The sequence below is a fragment of the Paraburkholderia sp. C35 genome (assembly GCF_003121405.1).
Classification (GTDB): domain Bacteria; phylum Pseudomonadota; class Gammaproteobacteria; order Burkholderiales; family Burkholderiaceae; genus Paraburkholderia.
Map to the genome: position 1 here is coordinate 43,346 of NZ_QBUY01000050.1, position 16,426 is coordinate 59,771.

Sequence of the window (16,426 nt, forward strand, 5' to 3'; positions counted from 1 at the left end):
TCACGCTCCGTTATTGATATTCGCTAAACCGCGACACAGGCGGCTCTTCCTCTCCCGGCGACGAATAGCCGGGCACGTCCGCCTTGAACTGATCGAGCAACCCGCGATCGTCGCGTGACAGCCCTTTCAGCTGAAGCTGCATCAACACGCGTGTCCCTGTGCTCGGCGACGTGCTGCCCGTCGCATTCGTGTACTTCTCCATGCCAAGCGCAAGCGACCAGCATTGCGCGTCGTATTGCAGCCCGAGCAGGCCCGCAATCAGACGATGCGTGCTCATGTCGTAATTGATGCGTGCGACGCTGGCAATGTTCTTCGCGAGCGGCCATTGCCCCGACACGATGAACTGGTTCACAGGCTCAAAATCCAGCGTCGTGTTGGCACGCGTGTAACGGTACGCAACATTGAGCACGTGCGCCTTCGCCGGGGACCACGCGAAGCCGATCGAGCCTTGCGTCAGATAGTTGTTCGCCTGGCTGTACTGCAGCGCATTCTGCAGATTGAGATCGGGACCGACTTTGATCGAGCTGCCCACTATCAGGCTGGTCCGCGCGACGTTGGCCGTGCTTTCCGTGTCGTAGAGCGTGACACGCGGTTGCACGAAATCGTAACGCTGCGCAATCACGAAGCGCGCGCGCTCGTCACCCGTTGCAGCGTCGATCAGCCGCGACGTCAGTGCAGCCGTCACGCGGCTTTCATCCGATACACGGTCGTTACCTGCAAACGCGTTATCGGTGAACAGCTCACCGAGGCCGAAATCGGCTTCTGTCGTATCGAAGAGCGGTGCGTAAGTCTGATTGCGATAAGGCGTATAGACGTAATAGAGCCGTGGCTCGAGCGTCTGGATATACGATCCGCCCCAGAGACGCACCGCGCGCTCGAACGTCATGCCCGAGTCGAGACTCAAGGTCGGCACGTTGACATTCACGTTGCGCGGCTGTCCAGCGGGCGCATCGGATGCAATCGACGTGAGATCGTACGAAGCGAAATGCCATTTGATCTTCGGCGTGAAGAACCAGCCTGGCCGCACGATCGGATAGCTGACAAAAGGATTGAAAACAAAACGCGTACCTTGCGTCGCATCTTCAGATGAAAGCGTAAAGCGTGTCGCGTCCGCTTCGAAACCGTAATCGAACCCGCCGACGTTGTAGCGGTTGTAGCGCACGTTGACCTGCGGCTCGCGGTTATACGTCGTGTCGCTGGAAAACGACTGCCAGTGCTGCTCGCGCGCGAGCACGGACCACGGGCCGTCGTTGTACGTGAGCCCCGCTTCCTGCTGGTACAGCGTGGTCGAACTGGTCGGAAATGCGCTACCCGAGCCGAGGTCGGTGGATACATTCGCATCCGATACCCGGTTGTAGTTCACATACGCAGCAAAGCCCGAACCGATACGCCACGTATGATCGAAATCGATCGAATAACGGCGCTCGTGGGTCGTGATGTCGTCAGGCAGGTAAGCAACCGACAGCGAACCGGATGAGTTGTCGGTCAGATACCGGTAGTCCGCGCTCAGCATTTCACCGCGCTTCGACATGTAACGCGGTGCAATGGTCAGATCGTAGTTAGGCGCGATGTTGAAGTAGTAAGGGACCGTGATGTCCACGCCGTTCTTCGAACTTATCGACCACGTCGGCGACAGCAGGCCGCTGCGTCGTGCGCCGTCAAGTGGAAACGACAGCCACGGGCTTGCGAGCAATGGAATGTTCTGAAAGTACAGCACGCCATTGTGCGCAACGCCTTCGTCTGCGCCACTGTCCATCGTGAACTGCGATGCGCGGATATACCAAGCGGGGTTCGTCTCGCATGCGCAGGTACTGTACGTGCCGTCCACGATCTTCGAACGCTCGTTATCGAGCAGATCTGCGCGCTTGCCGCTGCCCCATCCGCCGTTCAGATAGAACCGGTATTTGGGCTGTGCAATGAAGCCCTCGTTCGCATTCACGCGCAACTGGCTGAAAGGCCCGGTAAATACATCGCCTTTCGAAATGATCACCACGCGGCCATAAGCATCTGCCATATCGCTATCGACGTCGTAATGCAGTGCGTCGCCTTTCACTACGAAACCATAGCGGCGCAACTCGGCTGCGCCCTTGAGCGAGATGTCGGTATCGACGGTGCCTGTGACGGCGTTCCCCAGTGCAATGGTCGCGGGTCTGGTGTCAGGTGGATTCGATGTTTCGGCGAGTTGCGGCGCGAGGCGCAAGCTCCATGCATCGGTGAGACGTTCGGCGTTAGCGGCATCGCCTGCAAGCTGTGCGTACGCGTGCATCGGCGCGAGCAGGCAAAGCACCCATGCAGCAATGGGCCTGATAACAAGGCCCTGGACTTCTCGACGGAATATCAAAGCGGAATCGTGGCGTCTGATTGACGGGCGGACGCCGGCCCGAATGAAGATGCGTCCAGAGCGTCTTACTGCAACGTCACGGCGTCGCTTCTGACTGGCGCAACGGTGGCGCCCACAGAGGCGGCCACACCGTTCAAGGCCTCGATTAGCGGAGCAATCTGCTCACATGGCAGCGAGAAAGAAATGCCCATGTTGCCCGCGAGCCTGAAACGGATCACAGCCGTCTGCGTACCGTTCAACCGTCCGATCTCCCAGCCGTAACTCTGATACGCAAACGCCGTATGCGCGTTGCCATTGATAATGCGATCCGAGTGCTCGATCGCATTCGGCAGTGCGACCAGCAACTGATCGAGCACGGAACGGTGAATGGCTGTCGCGGGCTGATTGCCATGTATCAGCAGATACATGCCGTCTTCCGTCATCTGCAGATCGGCGATCGAATTGACCACATGGGTTGTCGGCTCAGACATGGCGCACCTCGCCCGTGCCTGCATGCGTCCCAATCTTCACGCCCGTCTCGCTCAGACGATGCACTCGCGTGTCTTCGACCCACGGTTCATAGGAAGACGCTCTGGCGAGCCAGCCGGAGAAGAGCGGCGAGGAACTGGCGCGCAACACAGCAACCAGTACGACGGGATCGATATGTTCGAGCATGGCGGAGGACTCAGGTAGTTGGAGTCGGCACGATAACGCCACCTTCGCTCTCGACGCGTTACCACAGCCCTACCGATTCTTAGCTGCACCTTTCCCGCCTTTCGCGCTGTCGCCACGGCAGCACGCGCCGCTGCGCATTGCCATGCTGTTCCTTTCAAGCGGCAACAAATATTCAGAAAGTTTGAAGTAACCCTGAGCAAGAGGCGCATTCCTATACTCGCGGCTTTTCGTAGTCAGTCGCGTTCCGCCTCCAACAAGATCTTCGATGAAACAAAGAGCATCAACTATCTGTCTCGCCAGCGCACTCACCCTGTGCGCGACGACGCTGACGCCATCGATCGCGCATGCGGACGATTCCGTGATCGTCAAGGACATCCGGCTCGACGGCCTGAAGCGCATTGAAGCGGGAACGCTGCTCGCGAATCTGCCGATCAAACGCGGCGATGTGTTCACGGACGACAAGGCCTCGCAGGCCGTGCGCGCGGTCTACGATACGGGCCTTTTCAATGACGTGAAGGTATCGCTGGATGGCGATGTCGTAGTCGTGCACGTCATCGAGCGGCCTGCGATTGCGGACATCGATTTCGCCGGTATTCACGAGTTCGAGAAAGACACCCTCGTCAAGGCGCTGAAAGCAGTCGGCCTCTCGCGCGGCCGCCCTTTCGACAAGGCGCTGATCGACAAGGCCGAACAGGAACTCAAGCGTCAGTACCTGACGCGCGGCTATTACGCTGCAGAAGTACAAACCACGACCACGCCTGTGGATAGCGGACGCGTATCGGTACTCTTCTCCGTCATTGAAGGTCCGAATGCGAAGATCAGGCAGATCAATTTCATCGGCAATCACGTGTTTTCGGAAAGCACGCTGCGCGACGAAATGGAATTGTCGACGCCGAACTGGTTTTCCTGGTACACGAAGAACGATCTGTATTCGAAAGAGAAGCTGGGTGCCGATCTCGACCGCTTGCGTTCGTACTACCTGAATCGCGGTTATCTGGAGTTCAGGATCGACTCGACACAGGTTTCGCTGACGCCCGACAAGAAGGAGATGTATCTGACGCTCAACGTGCACGAGGGCGAGCCTTATACGATTACGGGCATCCGGCTCGCGGGCAATCTGCTCGATCGCGAAGCGGAATTGAAACCACTGGTCGGCATCAAGCCCGGCGACAAGTTCTCCGAAGACAAACTGCGCGCAACGACAAAAGCAGTGGTGGACCGGCTCGGCGAATATGGTTACGCGTTCGCGACGGTAAATGCCGTGCCGCAAATCGATTCGGACAAACACACCGTCGATCTCACGCTGCAAGTCGATCCCGGCCGGCGCGTGTATGTGCGCCAGGTGAATGTGGAAGGCAACACGCGCACGCGCGACGAAGTGATACGGCGAGAGATGCGCCAGCTGGAAAGCGCGTGGTTCGACTCGAACCGGCTTGCGCTGTCGAAGGAGCGCGTGAACCGTCTCGGCTATTTCACCGATGTGGACGTGACGACCGTGCCCGTGCCTGGTTCGAACGATCAGGTGGATGTCGATGTCAAGGTCACGGAAAAGCCGACGGGCGCGATCACGCTTGGCGCGGGCTTTTCTTCATCGGACAAGGTGGTGTTGTCGGCGGGTGTCACGCAGGACAATGTATTCGGTTCAGGCACGAGTCTCGGCGTCAACGTGAACACGGCGAAAACGTATCGCACGTTGTCCGTCACGCAGACGGACCCGTATTTCACGGTGGATGGCATCAAGCGCATTTCCGATGTCTATTACCGCACCAACTATCCGCTGTACTACAGCAATGACGAGAGCTTTCGCATTGTCTCGCTTGGTGCGGATCTGAAGTTCGGCATTCCGTTTTCTGAAGTCGATACGGTGTACTTTGGTCTTGGCATCGAGCAGGACCGTTTCAATACCGATTCATCGACGCCGCAAGCCTATCTCGACTATGTCAGCGAGTTTGGCCGTGTCGTCAACAACGTGCCGTTGACAGCGGCCTGGTCACGCGATGCGCGTGACAGTGCACTCGTGCCGAGCCGTGGTTATATGTTGCAGGTGAATGGTGAAGTGGGCACGCCTGCGGGTGAAACCGAGTACTACAAGACCGACGTGCAGAGCCAGTACTACTATTCGTTCGCGCGCGGCTTCATTCTCGGGATGAACCTGCAGGCGGGTTACGGTAATGGCTTTGCGGGCAAGGCATATCCGATCTTCAAGAACTACTACGCGGGCGGGATTGGATCGGTGCGCGGCTATGAGTCGAGTTCGCTGGGTCCGCGAGATTCGTCGACGGGGGATTCGATCGGTGGATCGAAGATGGTTGTGGCGAATGTGGAGATGACTTTCCCGTTGCCGGGGACTGGGTGGGATCGTACGTTGCGGGTGTTTACGTTTGTCGATGCGGGGAATGTTTGGGGGAATGAAGGAAGTAGTACCGGGGCTAATGGGTTGCGGTATAGCTATGGGGCTGGGCTTGAATGGATTTCGCCGATCGGGCCGTTGAAGTTGTCGGTTGGGTTTCCGATTGTTCGACATGCGGATGATAAGTATCAGGTTTTTCAGTTTCAGATTGGGACTTCGTTTTGAGGTTTTGGTTTTTTGGTTTTTTGGTTTTGGTTTTTTGGTTTTTTGGTTTTTCTTCTTTCGTTTGCTGGCATCCGCGATTTGCCTTCGTGCTTCAGGCGTCGCCCCTGTGCGGGGCGGCACCTACTTTTCTTTGCCGCCGCAAAGAAAAGTAGGCAAAAGAAAGCGGGCTAACACCGCCAATGCTAGTTGCTGCCTGCGGGCCCCCAACCGGTCCTATCCCTCACACGACATCTCCCTTCTTCATCCTCGTTGCTGACGCTTCGAGTAAGCGCCTCCCCCGCTTCAATCACCCGTAGCGCAACCAGCGGCAGCGACCCGTCACTGCAGCCTAGGTGGCAAACGGTGTGTAGGTTGTCGTACCTTATGCGTCGGCGATCCTACAAGAGACACCGCCTTTGCTTTTCAGTCCGGAGTGGAGCGTATAAGGCGCGACGGCCAACACACCGTTTGCCACCTGGGCGGCTTGGGACTCACTGGTAAAGCCCGCTGAGACGCGGGAGTGTAAAGCGGGTGAGGCGCTCTTAAAGAGCGCTGGCGGCGGGCATCAAGAGAATCGATGCCGCATGAGGGATAGGACCGGCTGGGGACCCGCAGGCAAGGACCGTAGCGGGTGGTGTTCAGCGGCTTTCTTTTGCCTACTTTTCTTTGCCGCGGCAAAGAAAAGTAGGTGCTGCCCCGCACAGGGGCAACCCAGGCGGACCACTAACAAAGAGCGGACGCCACCACAAAATAAAAGCCCAAAAGCCAGAAAACAAAACACCTACCTCAACTCAACAGTAACAAAACTCCTCACATGATCCCGCTGAATCAACAACGCAGCCTTCCTCCCAGCCTTCCCGGCAAGCGCAGCAAGCTCATCCTGCGACGCGACCAGCGTCCCATTCAACGATAACACCACATCGCCCGGTTTGATGCCCGCGTGCCCCGCCGTCCCTGACACATCGTCGACCATCAAGCCCTCGGCTAAACCCGTCGTACGTCGCTCCTCGTCAGTCAGAGCATGCATGCTCAAACCAAGATGATCGAGCGGACCCACGTCGCTCACACTGTTACTCGCATATTGCCCCGACGCCGTCACGCTAACCATCACCGTCATCTGCCTGCGATTGCGAATCAGCTTCACCGGCACTTTCGTGCCCATCGGCACCGCGTCATCCTGATCGGCGAGGTCCGCGCCGTGCTCGACCGGCCTGTCGCCGATCTGCACGATCACGTCGCCCGGTTTGAGTCGGCTGGTAGCAGCCGGGCTGCCAGGCTCGACGGCGATCACCAGCGCACCCGCCGCACGTGGCAAGCCGAACGCGCCCGCAAGACCGGGATCGACGTCCTGCACCTGCATCCCAAATGCGCCGTGCGCGTCGCCATCAGGAGCAGCATGCTGCGCCTGCAACTGCGCACGCACCTTGTTCGCCATGCTGATCGGAATCGCGAACGTGAGACTCTGGAAGCGGTCGCCGTCGGCGTACACCTGAACGTGAATGCCGACCACCTCGCCCGCACGGTTGAACACCGGGCCACCCGAGTTGTCGGGATTCAACGCGCCGTTGGTCTGGAAGAACGGAAACGTCGTGCCGTCGGACAGCGTGCGCGACGTCGCACTGACGATGCCCGCTGTCACCGTGTTCTGGTAACTGTCCGGCGAGCCGATCGTCAACAACTGCTCGCCGACCCTGACGCGCGACGAATCGCCCAGCTTGACCACCGGCAGTTTCGTCGCGTCGATCTGGATCACGGCGACGTCGCTTTGCGCATCGACGGCAATCACATGCGCCTTGAACTCGCGCCGGTCGGTCAGACGCACCGTCACGTCATCGGAGCCATCTACCACGTGCGCCGTCGTCAGGATCAATCCGTTCGCGCTAACGATGAAACCCGAGCCGACACCCGATACCGCGCGCGCCGTACTGCCCTGCCCATCTTTCGACGGTGGCAGCGCTTCCTTGACGAATGCGAACAGCGGATCGTCAGCGTCGATGAATTCCGAGCCCGTACTCGGCGCCGATGTCGATGAAGCAGCCGACGGCGCCTGCGGCCTGTCCGGCACGATCGCCCGGATGTTCACCACAGCCGGGCCGTAACGCTCGACGATGGCCGGAAAGTCCATCGGCGTGCTGGCGTTGGTCGCCGGCATGCGCTTGTCTTTCGCAGGTGACGATGGCGGCGAAGGCGTCGAAGCCGCGGCAGCAGACGCGGCAATCGCGTGAGCTTCGCTGCAGAAACAGGCAGTGATGCCGGCGATGAGATACGCCGTCGTCACGGCCGTGCAAAACCGTGTGCGGGTTGGGATCGAGTGAGACACAGCGCACCTCCATGGCGTTCGTGATGCCTGGCACTGTGAAGAAATAATCTCGCGCGCAGCAGCCGGCGACTGTGACGTAGCACACCGAAGAATCCGAAAAGAAACAGAACCGGGAGCGTCGACGCACAGCATGTGACATGGCGATCCAGCCGCGCGCGCGGACGGATGGAATCGACCCGTTATGCTTGTTGGGATGGATCGAAGTCGACGTGAGAACGAGTTGCATGTTTGCCCGCAATGGACAATCAGGGACGCGAACGGATGACCCGTTCGTCCTGATTCATTTATAGAAAAGCAGCGGGAAAATTGCAGCGAGTACAAATCCTGGCGTGCATCGACGATGGCACTGCCGGTACGCTGGGAGTCTGATCGGGCGAGCGCGGAATGCCGATGTCATGCAACGCGCGTCGCCCGTGTTTGTGACAGTTATGCGTCTATTGTCAGCGATCTGTGCATTACGCCGAAGCCGCCGTCACGGCCTGAGCGACGCCTTCCGCCGTGGCAGCCGAGAGCGTCCAGCCAAGATGGCCGTGCCCCGTGTTGTAGAACACGCCGTGACGCCTGCCGCGTCCCACCTTCGGCAGCATGCCCGGCATCATCGGGCGCAGTCCTGCCCACGGCACGATGCGCGCCGTCGATACACCAGGAAAATGCTCGCGGGTCCATCTGATCAGCGGCTCGATCCGGTCCGAGCGGATATCGCGATTGAAGCCGTTCAGTTCGGCCGTGCCGGCCACACGAAACCGGTCGGCACCGAGCCGGCTCGTGACGATCTTCGCGCTATCATCGAGCAGACTGACCCAAGGCGCGTGCTGCTGGCTGTTCGCATCGTCGAGACACACGGTGATCGAATAGCCCTTCACGGGATACACGTTCACGTGATCGCCCACCATCGAAGCAAACGCGCGACTGCCGACACCCGCGCAGATCACGAGGCTGTCGAACGCGGCTGCGTCGCGCTGCCCCTGCGTCTCGCTGGCGATGACGAGGCGCCCGGTGCGATCCTCCTGAATCGATTGCACACTGCACTCGTAACGGAACTCGACGCCGTGCCGCGCGCACGCGTCGGCGAGACCGCGCGTGAACATGTGGATATCACCCGTCGAATCCGATGGCGTGAAAAAGCCGCCATGAAATTCGCCATGCAGCGACGGTTCGATCGAACGGATTTCAGCCGGCGTGACGGCGTGCCGTTCGAGTCCGCCTTCGCGCAGCAGCGCGTTGACCTTCAGCGCAGACTCGTACTCCTTGCGCGACGCGTAGAAGTGCAGGATGCCGCGCTGTTCGAGATCGAAGTCGATACCTTCGCGCGCAGCAATGCCGAACAGATGCTCGCGCGCCGCAATCGCGAGGCGCACCGTTTCGATAGTGTTGGCGCGATAGTGCGGAATCTGCCGCATGAACTCGCCGATCCAGCTGTACTTGTGCCAGTTGGGGCGCGGGTTCATCAGGAGCGGCGCATCGCGCGTGAACATCCAGCGCAGCCCCTTGATGATCGTGGCGCGGCTGTTCCAGACTTCCGCGTTGCTCGCCGACAGTTGCCCGCCGTTCGCAAACGAGGTTTCCATGGCCGCATAGCGGTGACGCTCGAAGACGGTGACGCGATGGCCGCGCTGCGCAAGGGCGTAAGCAGTCGTGACGCCGGTGATCCCGGCGCCGATGATGGCGATTCGTGACATGACATGGTCCAGTGTTCGTTGAGCATCGCCGGCCGCGCTTCGTGCAGATACCGCTGCCGGCGCCGATGCCCCATCTGTCCATGTACCTGAGAGTTTCGCCTGCGCGCCGCAAACGGCGGAGGCTCCCCTTCGGTGGGCGCGCGTGGCGCCGCTCTCCAGATGTTCCAGCTGCACGGTCCTTTTGCCTGAGAGTTTCCGGGGCGGTTGCTCCGTCGGCGTCGTCGCGGTGGACGATCTCTCCCGTGCTGCGTTGTGGAACAGTGCGACCATACCGAAGCAAAATCAACCTGGCAAGCCCTTCCTGCGTGCGGACGTGCTGATGCTGCAACGCATGAATGCCCATGCACATGCCAGACAGGCACCGCGCCGATCAGTTCGGCAAGGCGACGACGTGCGGCGTGCGGGTGACAAAACCGCGGCGGAAGTACTCGACGGTAAAGTCGACGAAGCTGCGCACCTTGGCCGACACGTGACGCCGCCCCGGATACACGAGCGAAAGCTCCTTGGTGCCGGTGGTGACGCGATACTGGGACAGCATTCTCAGCAGCGTGCCGTGAGCGATGTCGCCCACCACGTAGTCTTCGGGCAGGATTGCGATGCCCATATCGGCGAGCGCCAGTTGCCGAAGCATGATCATGCTGTTGACCGTGCACACCGCATCGAGATTCAGCGTTTCCTCGCTGCCGTCGGTGGCTGCGAAGGTCCAGTCGGTGCCGTGCATCTCGCGCGAAGGCCCGAGGAAACTGTGCGACGCGAGCTGGTCGAGCGAAGCGGGCACGCCGTACCGCTCCACATAGCCGGGCGAAGCCACCACCACAGGACCGACAGACAGCAACGGCCGCTTCACCACCGTGCTGCCGTTCACCTGCCACGACGCGACGATGCCGACATCGAACCCTTCCTCGACGAAATCGACCGTCTGGTGGAGCAGCGTGAGATCCAGCTTCACTTTCGGATGTCGCAACCGGTAGCGGTGCAGCAACGGCGCGAGCGCCGCCACCGAGAACGATGCCGTGGCCGCCAGCTTGAGCGTGCCTGTCGGCTCGCCCTCGCCGTCGGTTACCGCTGACTCCATCGAATCGACCAGATCCAGCAGTTGCCTGCAACCGCGCGCATAGACTCGCCCCGCTTCCGTCAGCGAGACGCTGCGGGTCGTGCGATTGACCAGGCGGGCGTTGAGATGCGCCTCAAGCAATGCGACGTAGCGCGTCACAACGGCATTGGAAAGATTAAGACTCGTTGCCGCGCGGCTGAATGAATTGTTTTCAGCCACTCTTAGGAATATTCGTATTGCCTGCAACTGGTTCAACATATTCACACCAATAAAAAATAACTTCGGATGCCTTATTTCATGAAACAAACAAAATCTACCTCATTAAATCAATTATCAACCATCAGCCTAGCGGATGTTGCGCTACCACAACATTAAATAACGTTCATTCATCAATTACATTAAATAAAGAGATAACTTTTATTTGAAAATACATCAACTTAAATTTTAAAAACAATTTAATTCGAATTACTAAAAATCTGTTTTCAAACAATCGCCGTAGTTGAACGGAAATCGCCGCCCTATAGTTCATCCGGCATGAGCGATTCAGGCCGCGAGTCTGCCGGTAACACAGCGGCCTCTCGCACATCGCTGACATGGCAATCCCATCGAACTGGCAGGCTCCACACTGAACATCCACATGAAAAAAACCACCTTGATTTTCGCGGCTGCATCGGCAGCCTTTGCGGGCAGCGCACACGCACAGAACAGCGTCACGCTGTATGGCATCGTCGACGTCGGCCTGACATACGTGAGCAACGAAGCCACGCGCAATTCGCCCACGTCGCCGAATGGCCTGACGGACGGCAAGGCGATGTTCGGGATGACGGGCGGCAATCTCCAGCAAAGCCGCTGGGGTCTGCGCGGCACGGAGGATCTGGGTGGCGGCATCAAGACCGTCTTCAACCTCGAAAGCGGCTTTAACGTGACCAATGGCAGCCTCGCCAGCAGCAGCTTCTTCAATCGCCAGGCGTACGTCGGACTGGCATCCGCCGATTACGGCACGCTGACCTTGGGTCGCCAGTACGATTCAGTCGCCGATTATCTCGGCCCGATCTCCGCCACCGGCTCCTGGGGCGGCACGTACTTCGCACACCGTGGCGACAACGACAATCTGAACAGCACGTTCAGCATCAGCAACTCGGTCAAGTATCAGAGCCCGAACTATATGGGCTTCTCGCTCAACGCCCTGTACGGCTTCTCCAACCAGGCGGGCGGCTTCACGAACAATCGCGCCTATAGCGTCGGTGCGGGCTATCAGTACGCAGGTCTGCAATTCGCGACAGCCTATCTGCAGATTCAAGGGCTGAACGCCGCCAATAGCTCGGGCGCAGTCCAGAACCTGCCGACGTTCGCCATGACGAATCTGCCGGGTATCGAGAACCAGCGCACGTGGGGTCTCGGCGCCAGCTACGCGATCGGACCGGCGACGTTGGGTGCGGTTTATACGCAAACCCGCTATCAGGACAACATCGCCGACAGCTCGGTGCGCTACAACAATTACGAAGTCAACGCGAAATACAACCTGACTCCCGCCATGAGCCTCGGCGCTGCGTACACGTACACGCAAGGCTTGCGCAACACCCCGGGAACCTCGCCGACGGGTAACCGCGCGGCGCACTGGAATCAGTTCGGCGTTCTGGCCGACTATGCGATGTCCAAGCGCACCGACCTCTACGCGGAAAGCGTCATGCAGATCGGCGCAGATAACCAGGTCGGCACGAATCTGACGCAGGTCAACGGCACGGCAACGCCGTCGACGAGCAAGAGCCAGTACGTCGTCTCCGCAGGCATCCGTCACCGCTTCTGATCGTCTCACTTTCTTCATCGGTCTTCTCTGGTCTCCGCCAGCTTTCACCGCCCCTTCGGGGGCGGCTTTTTTTCTTTGAGCGCACGTCGCGCTGCCTTGATGGGGGGTATCGAAGATGGTTGCAATGATTCAAAGCGGGCACGGCGCCAGGTTGCCATGGCCGCACCTCGTGGCTTCGATACTGGCGCTCACGGCGCTGGCATGGGAGGTTCCTCAATCGTATGCGGCGGCGCCCGCGGTATCGGCATCAACACAGGCTGAGTGGCCTCGCAGTTTTCAGGCGAGTGGTGAACGGGTCGAGATGTATCAGCCGCAGATCGAAACGTGGGATGGAAATCACATCGCGGGGCGTGCGGCCGTTGCCGTTGGCGCGATCGACGGCTCGCCCACGTTCGGTGTGGCGCATTTCTCGGCGACTGCAAAAATCGACACGAAGCGAGCGCGGGTTCGCCTGACCAGCATCGCAATCGACAGTGTCGATGTGCCGACGAACGCCGGTCTCGCCGACAGCGTGCGCCAGTCGCTGATCGCACGCTTGCCCGCGACGGGCCTGGACGTATCGCTCGACGAACTGCAGACGAGCTACGCGGCCTCGCAAGGTCTGTCGAACACGATGAGCGTGGTCGTCAACAACGATCCGCCGCAGATCGTGTTCGCCGCACAGCCTACCGTGCTGGTACTGATCGACGGTGCGCCCGCGTGGCAACCCGTCGGAGGAACGGGCGTCCAGCGCGCGCTCAACAGCCGCGCACTGCTGCTACGCGACACCGACGGCACACTGTATGTTCAGGCAGCAGGATTCTGGTTCAGCGCGCAAGCCACCCAGGGCCCGTGGCAAGCACTCGCAACACCGCCGCAATCGCTGACGCAGGCCGCGCAGCAATCGGCTTCGGCACATCCAGCGGATCCGATGCTGCCGTCCAACGGCAAGCGCGCTGCACAGGCACCCGCCCTGCTGGTCGCGACCCACCCGACGGAACTGATCGTGACGCAAGGCCCGGCACAGCTGAAACCTGTCGATGGCACGGGGTTGCTGACCGTTGCCAATACCGATCACGCGGTGTTCGTGGATCCCACCACGAACGTCTATTACGTGCTCGTCTCGGGCCGCTGGTTTCAGTCCGCGACGACGAACGGACCATGGCGCTACGTTCCGGGCAGCCAGCTCCCCGCCGACTTCGCGAAGATTCCGGCGAACGATCCGAAGGCCAATGTGCTGGTATCCGTGCCGGGTACGCCGCAAGCGAAAGAAGCTGCGATCGCAGCGACCATCCCGCAGACGGCCACGGTGTCACGCCAGCAGGCGCACCTCACCGTTTCGTACGACGGCGCGCCGCGCTTCGAGCCCATCCCCGGAACTTCGCTTCGATACGCCATCAACACCGCTACGCCTGTCATCGAACTCGACGCGCGCCATTTTTACGCGGTCGCCAACGGCGTCTGGTTTGTGGCGTCCTCACCAACGGGCAGCTGGAAGGTCGCGACGGAGGTGCCCGCCGCGATCTACACGATCCCCGCCGATGCGCCGCTTCACTACGTGACATACGTACGCATCTACTCGGTCACGCCGGATGCGGTCGTCGTCGGCTATACGCCTGGCTATCTCGGTGTGGTGATCGATCCGGAAGGCACCGTCGTCTACGGCACGGGTTACGTCTATCCGCCTTACGTCGGCGCGTACTACTACGGCTATCCGCAGACCTATGGCTATGGCGCGAGTTTCGCGCTGGGTGCAGTCGAAGGCTTCGCATTCGGCTTCGCGGCGGGCGCTATCTGGGGCTGCGCGTCGCCATACTGGGGACCGTACTGGGGCGGCGGCTACGCGGGCTGGAACAATGTCAACATCAACCAGGCCAACTTCTACGGGCGCTGGGGACAGGGCACCGTCACCCATACGAGCGGCTGGAATCCGTGGACAGGCACACAATGGCGCGGCACGGCAGGCGCGGGTTATAACCCTGCCACGGGCGCCCGTTTCCAGGGCGGCCGCGGAGGCGCATTCAATCCCTACTCGGGCAACTATGCAGCCGGACGGCAGGGTGCATTCGCCAATCCCGTCACAGGGCGCGAAGGTGCGGGCCGTGGCGGTATCGTCGGCAACCAGTACAACGGCAACTATGCGGCGGGACGCCAGACTGCGGGCTACAACGCACGCACAGGCCGCGCCGGTGCTGCCGAGTTCGGCGTAACGGGCAACGCGCAGACGGGGCAATACCAGACCGCCAGCAAGGGCGTGGTCACAAACCGGTCGCGGGGCAACGCCGTCGCGTGGAACAACGGGGATGTCTACGCAGGGCACGACGGCAACGTCTACCGCCGGACAGACGACGGCTGGCAACAACACACGTCGGACGGCTGGCAAACGACTCAACCCACCGACAGGACGAGCCGCGATCTGGATCAGCAGCGCGAAGCACGCAATGTCGGCGAGCAGCGGTTTGGCGGTGGCGGCTTTGGCGACAGGTTCGGCGGCGCGGCGCGTGCCGGCGGCGGATTCCACGGCTTCCGGCGCTGACGGGAAGACGCCGCGCCAACTATTGCGCGCGGCGTCAGAAAATCGATTGATCCGTGAAAGTGGTGAGCCACTCGAGCGCCATCACGCCCGCGAGTGAGTTGCCATTTTTGTCCAGTCCCGGCGACCACACGCATACGGCCATCTCACCCGGCAGTACCGCCACGATGCCGCCGCCCACGCCGCTCTTCGCGGGCAAGCCTACGCGGTAGACGAAGTCGCCTGCCGCGTCGTACGTGCCGCACGTGAGCATCAGCGCCGACAGCCGTTTTGCCGAGCTCGAATCGAGAATGCGCTCGCCCGTCGACGGCACGACGCCGCCGTTGCTCAGATAGAGCGCCGCTTTTGCCAGTTCGACGCAACTCATCGAAATCGCGCACTGACGGCAATACGCGTCCACCACCACCTCAGGCGGCATCTCCATGTTGCCGAAGCTCGCCATGAAGTGCGCCATCGCGCGATTGCGGTGACCGTGCGCCAGCTCCGATTGCGCGACACGCATGTCGTAGTCGATCGACGGCTCGCCTGTCACGCGCCTTAGAAATTCGACGACGGCAGTTTCGGCCTTGACGAAGCGGCGGCACAGCACATCGGTCACGACGAGCGCGCCCGCGTTGATGAAGGGATTACGTGGCTTGCCCTGCTCGGCTTCGAGTTGCACCAGCGAGTTGAACGCCGTGCCCGACGGCTCGCGGCCCACGCGCTGCCACAATGCGTCGCCCAGCAGTCTGAATGCCATCGTGCAGGTGAACAGCTTCGAGATGCTCTGAATCGAGAAGCGGGTATCGGCTTCGCCAACGCGGAATACCTCGCCGGATGTCGTGACGACAGCCATGCCGAAGCTGTCGGCGGGCACTTTCGCAAGCTCGGGGATATAGTCGGCGACGCGTCCTTTGCCGAGCCATGGTTGCAGGTCGACGTGAATCTTTTCGAGGATGCCGGCGTAGTCCATCGATGAGGTTGGGGTTCGATAGTAGACCAGGAGCCAGTCGCCGCATCGTTCGTCGCGCGGCTTCTGCGCGTGAATGGGAAGAACCGCGAGAACAGCCGCTATTCTGTACTGAAACGTTTGATGTTTCTGATTTTTTCTTTTGCCGGCATGTGCGGCTTGCGTTCGTACTTCACGCGTCGCCGTTGTGCGGGACGACGCGTGAAGGGATAACTCATATCGCCGATCTCAGCGAAACCGCAAACCCCGAAAGACCGGCAAAAGCAGACAGCCAGATCGGACCGTTACCGCGCCGACATCCACTCGTCGCCTTCTAGCCCGCTTGTGGCATACGCCGATGTCTTGCCGCCATCGACCGCATCGCGCTCATCCAGGTACTCGCTCCGATAACCCGTATGCACGCCCCAGTAATAGAAAATCAGCGCGCAGACGATCACCACCACCATATCCCAGCCGTACGGCAACACACCCATGCCACCGAACTGCTTGCTGCCGATCAGCGACAGGATCGACATCTCGTGCTAGTAGGCCCCGCGCACCCAAGGCGCCTTCAGAT

At 60.4% G+C, this 16,426-nt stretch carries 10 protein-coding genes, 1 pseudogene and 1 riboswitch; of the genes and pseudogenes, 3 read left to right on the forward strand and 8 right to left on the reverse strand.

The window, feature by feature from the left end:
• Window positions 1-10: 10 nt before the first annotated feature.
• The 3 genes from DK391_RS25710 to DK391_RS25720 all read right to left on the reverse strand — a co-directional run bounded on the left by DK391_RS25710 (window position 11) and on the right by DK391_RS25720 (window position 2,995).
• The gene (locus DK391_RS25710) at window positions 11-2,266 is read right to left on the reverse strand and encodes an LPS-assembly protein LptD (protein WP_109480831.1); all 2,256 of its coding nucleotides are present in this window, start codon (window positions 2,264-2,266) and stop codon (window positions 11-13) included.
• Window positions 2,267-2,406: 140 nt separating this feature from the next.
• The gene (locus DK391_RS25715; protein ID WP_109480820.1) at window positions 2,407-2,811 is read right to left on the reverse strand and encodes a hypothetical protein; all 405 of its coding nucleotides are present in this window, start codon (window positions 2,809-2,811) and stop codon (window positions 2,407-2,409) included.
• Window positions 2,804-2,995, reverse strand: a complete 192-nt coding sequence (locus DK391_RS25720) for a hypothetical protein (RefSeq protein WP_109480821.1) — start codon at window positions 2,993-2,995, stop codon at window positions 2,804-2,806. Before DK391_RS25720 ends, DK391_RS25715 begins: the two co-directional genes overlap by 8 nt.
• 265 nt (window positions 2,996-3,260) lie before the next feature.
• Here DK391_RS25720 and bamA point away from each other — a divergent pair, with 265 nt between their 5' ends.
• Complete coding sequence (gene bamA / locus DK391_RS25725) at window positions 3,261-5,570, forward strand: outer membrane protein assembly factor BamA (RefSeq protein ID WP_109480822.1); 2,310 nt, start codon at window positions 3,261-3,263, stop codon at window positions 5,568-5,570.
• Window positions 5,571-6,330: 760 nt separating this feature from the next.
• On the opposite strand, the gene DK391_RS25735 is transcribed toward bamA, so the two are convergent.
• The 3 genes from DK391_RS25735 to DK391_RS25745 form a co-directional block, all read right to left on the reverse strand.
• Complete coding sequence (locus tag DK391_RS25735) at window positions 6,331-7,701, reverse strand: trypsin-like peptidase domain-containing protein (RefSeq protein WP_109480832.1); 1,371 nt, start codon at window positions 7,699-7,701, stop codon at window positions 6,331-6,333.
• 623 nt (window positions 7,702-8,324) lie between these two features.
• Entirely contained in the window at window positions 8,325-9,548 is a 1,224-nt protein-coding gene (locus DK391_RS25740) for a D-amino acid dehydrogenase (RefSeq protein ID WP_109480823.1), read from the reverse strand.
• 163 nt (window positions 9,549-9,711) lie between these two features.
• Window positions 9,712-9,801, reverse strand: a riboswitch (glycine riboswitch).
• A gap of 117 nt (window positions 9,802-9,918) precedes the next feature.
• The gene (locus DK391_RS25745) at window positions 9,919-10,860 is read right to left on the reverse strand and encodes a LysR family transcriptional regulator (protein WP_109480824.1); all 942 of its coding nucleotides are present in this window, start codon (window positions 10,858-10,860) and stop codon (window positions 9,919-9,921) included.
• A 379-nt stretch (window positions 10,861-11,239) separates the two neighbouring features.
• On the opposite strand from DK391_RS25745, the gene DK391_RS25750 reads away from it, so the two are divergent.
• Window positions 11,240-12,409, forward strand: a complete 1,170-nt coding sequence (locus DK391_RS25750; RefSeq protein ID WP_109480825.1) for a porin — start codon at window positions 11,240-11,242, stop codon at window positions 12,407-12,409.
• Between the two features lie 115 nt (window positions 12,410-12,524).
• Window positions 12,525-14,924, forward strand: coding sequence for a carbohydrate-binding family V/XII (locus DK391_RS25755; RefSeq protein ID WP_109480826.1), 2,400 nt, complete (start codon window positions 12,525-12,527; stop codon window positions 14,922-14,924).
• A 34-nt stretch (window positions 14,925-14,958) separates the two neighbouring features.
• Here the strand turns inward: DK391_RS25755 and DK391_RS25760 are convergent, their stop codons facing one another.
• On the reverse strand, window positions 14,959-15,873 hold the full coding sequence (locus DK391_RS25760) for a glutaminase (protein ID WP_109480827.1): 915 nt from the start codon (window positions 15,871-15,873) through the stop codon (window positions 14,959-14,961).
• A 281-nt stretch (window positions 15,874-16,154) separates the two neighbouring features.
• Window positions 16,155-16,385, reverse strand: a pseudogene (locus DK391_RS25765) (amino acid:proton symporter); the annotation flags it as partial.
• Window positions 16,386-16,426 lie beyond the last annotated feature (41 nt).

What these genes read in the sequence shown, in the direction of transcription:
- DK391_RS25735 (WP_109480832.1), bottom strand. Translation starts at nt 7,701, where the DNA reads ATGCCGGCGACCAACGCCAGCACGCCGATGGACTTTCCGGCCATCGTC.
- DK391_RS25710 (WP_109480831.1), bottom strand. Translation starts at nt 2,266, where the DNA reads ATGCACGCGTACGCACAGCTTGCAGGCGATGCCGCTAACGCCGAACGT.
- DK391_RS25740 (WP_109480823.1), bottom strand. Translation starts at nt 9,548, where the DNA reads ATGTCACGAATCGCCATCATCGGCGCCGGGATCACCGGCGTCACGACT.
- DK391_RS25755 (WP_109480826.1), top strand. Translation starts at nt 12,525, where the DNA reads ATGGTTGCAATGATTCAAAGCGGGCACGGCGCCAGGTTGCCATGGCCG.
- DK391_RS25745 (WP_109480824.1), bottom strand. Translation starts at nt 10,860, where the DNA reads ATGTTGAACCAGTTGCAGGCAATACGAATATTCCTAAGAGTGGCTGAA.
- bamA (WP_109480822.1), top strand. Translation starts at nt 3,261, where the DNA reads ATGAAACAAAGAGCATCAACTATCTGTCTCGCCAGCGCACTCACCCTG.
- DK391_RS25720 (WP_109480821.1), bottom strand. Translation starts at nt 2,995, where the DNA reads ATGCTCGAACATATCGATCCCGTCGTACTGGTTGCTGTGTTGCGCGCC.
- DK391_RS25750 (WP_109480825.1), top strand. Translation starts at nt 11,240, where the DNA reads ATGAAAAAAACCACCTTGATTTTCGCGGCTGCATCGGCAGCCTTTGCG.
- DK391_RS25760 (WP_109480827.1), bottom strand. Translation starts at nt 15,873, where the DNA reads ATGGACTACGCCGGCATCCTCGAAAAGATTCACGTCGACCTGCAACCA.
- DK391_RS25715 (WP_109480820.1), bottom strand. Translation starts at nt 2,811, where the DNA reads ATGTCTGAGCCGACAACCCATGTGGTCAATTCGATCGCCGATCTGCAG.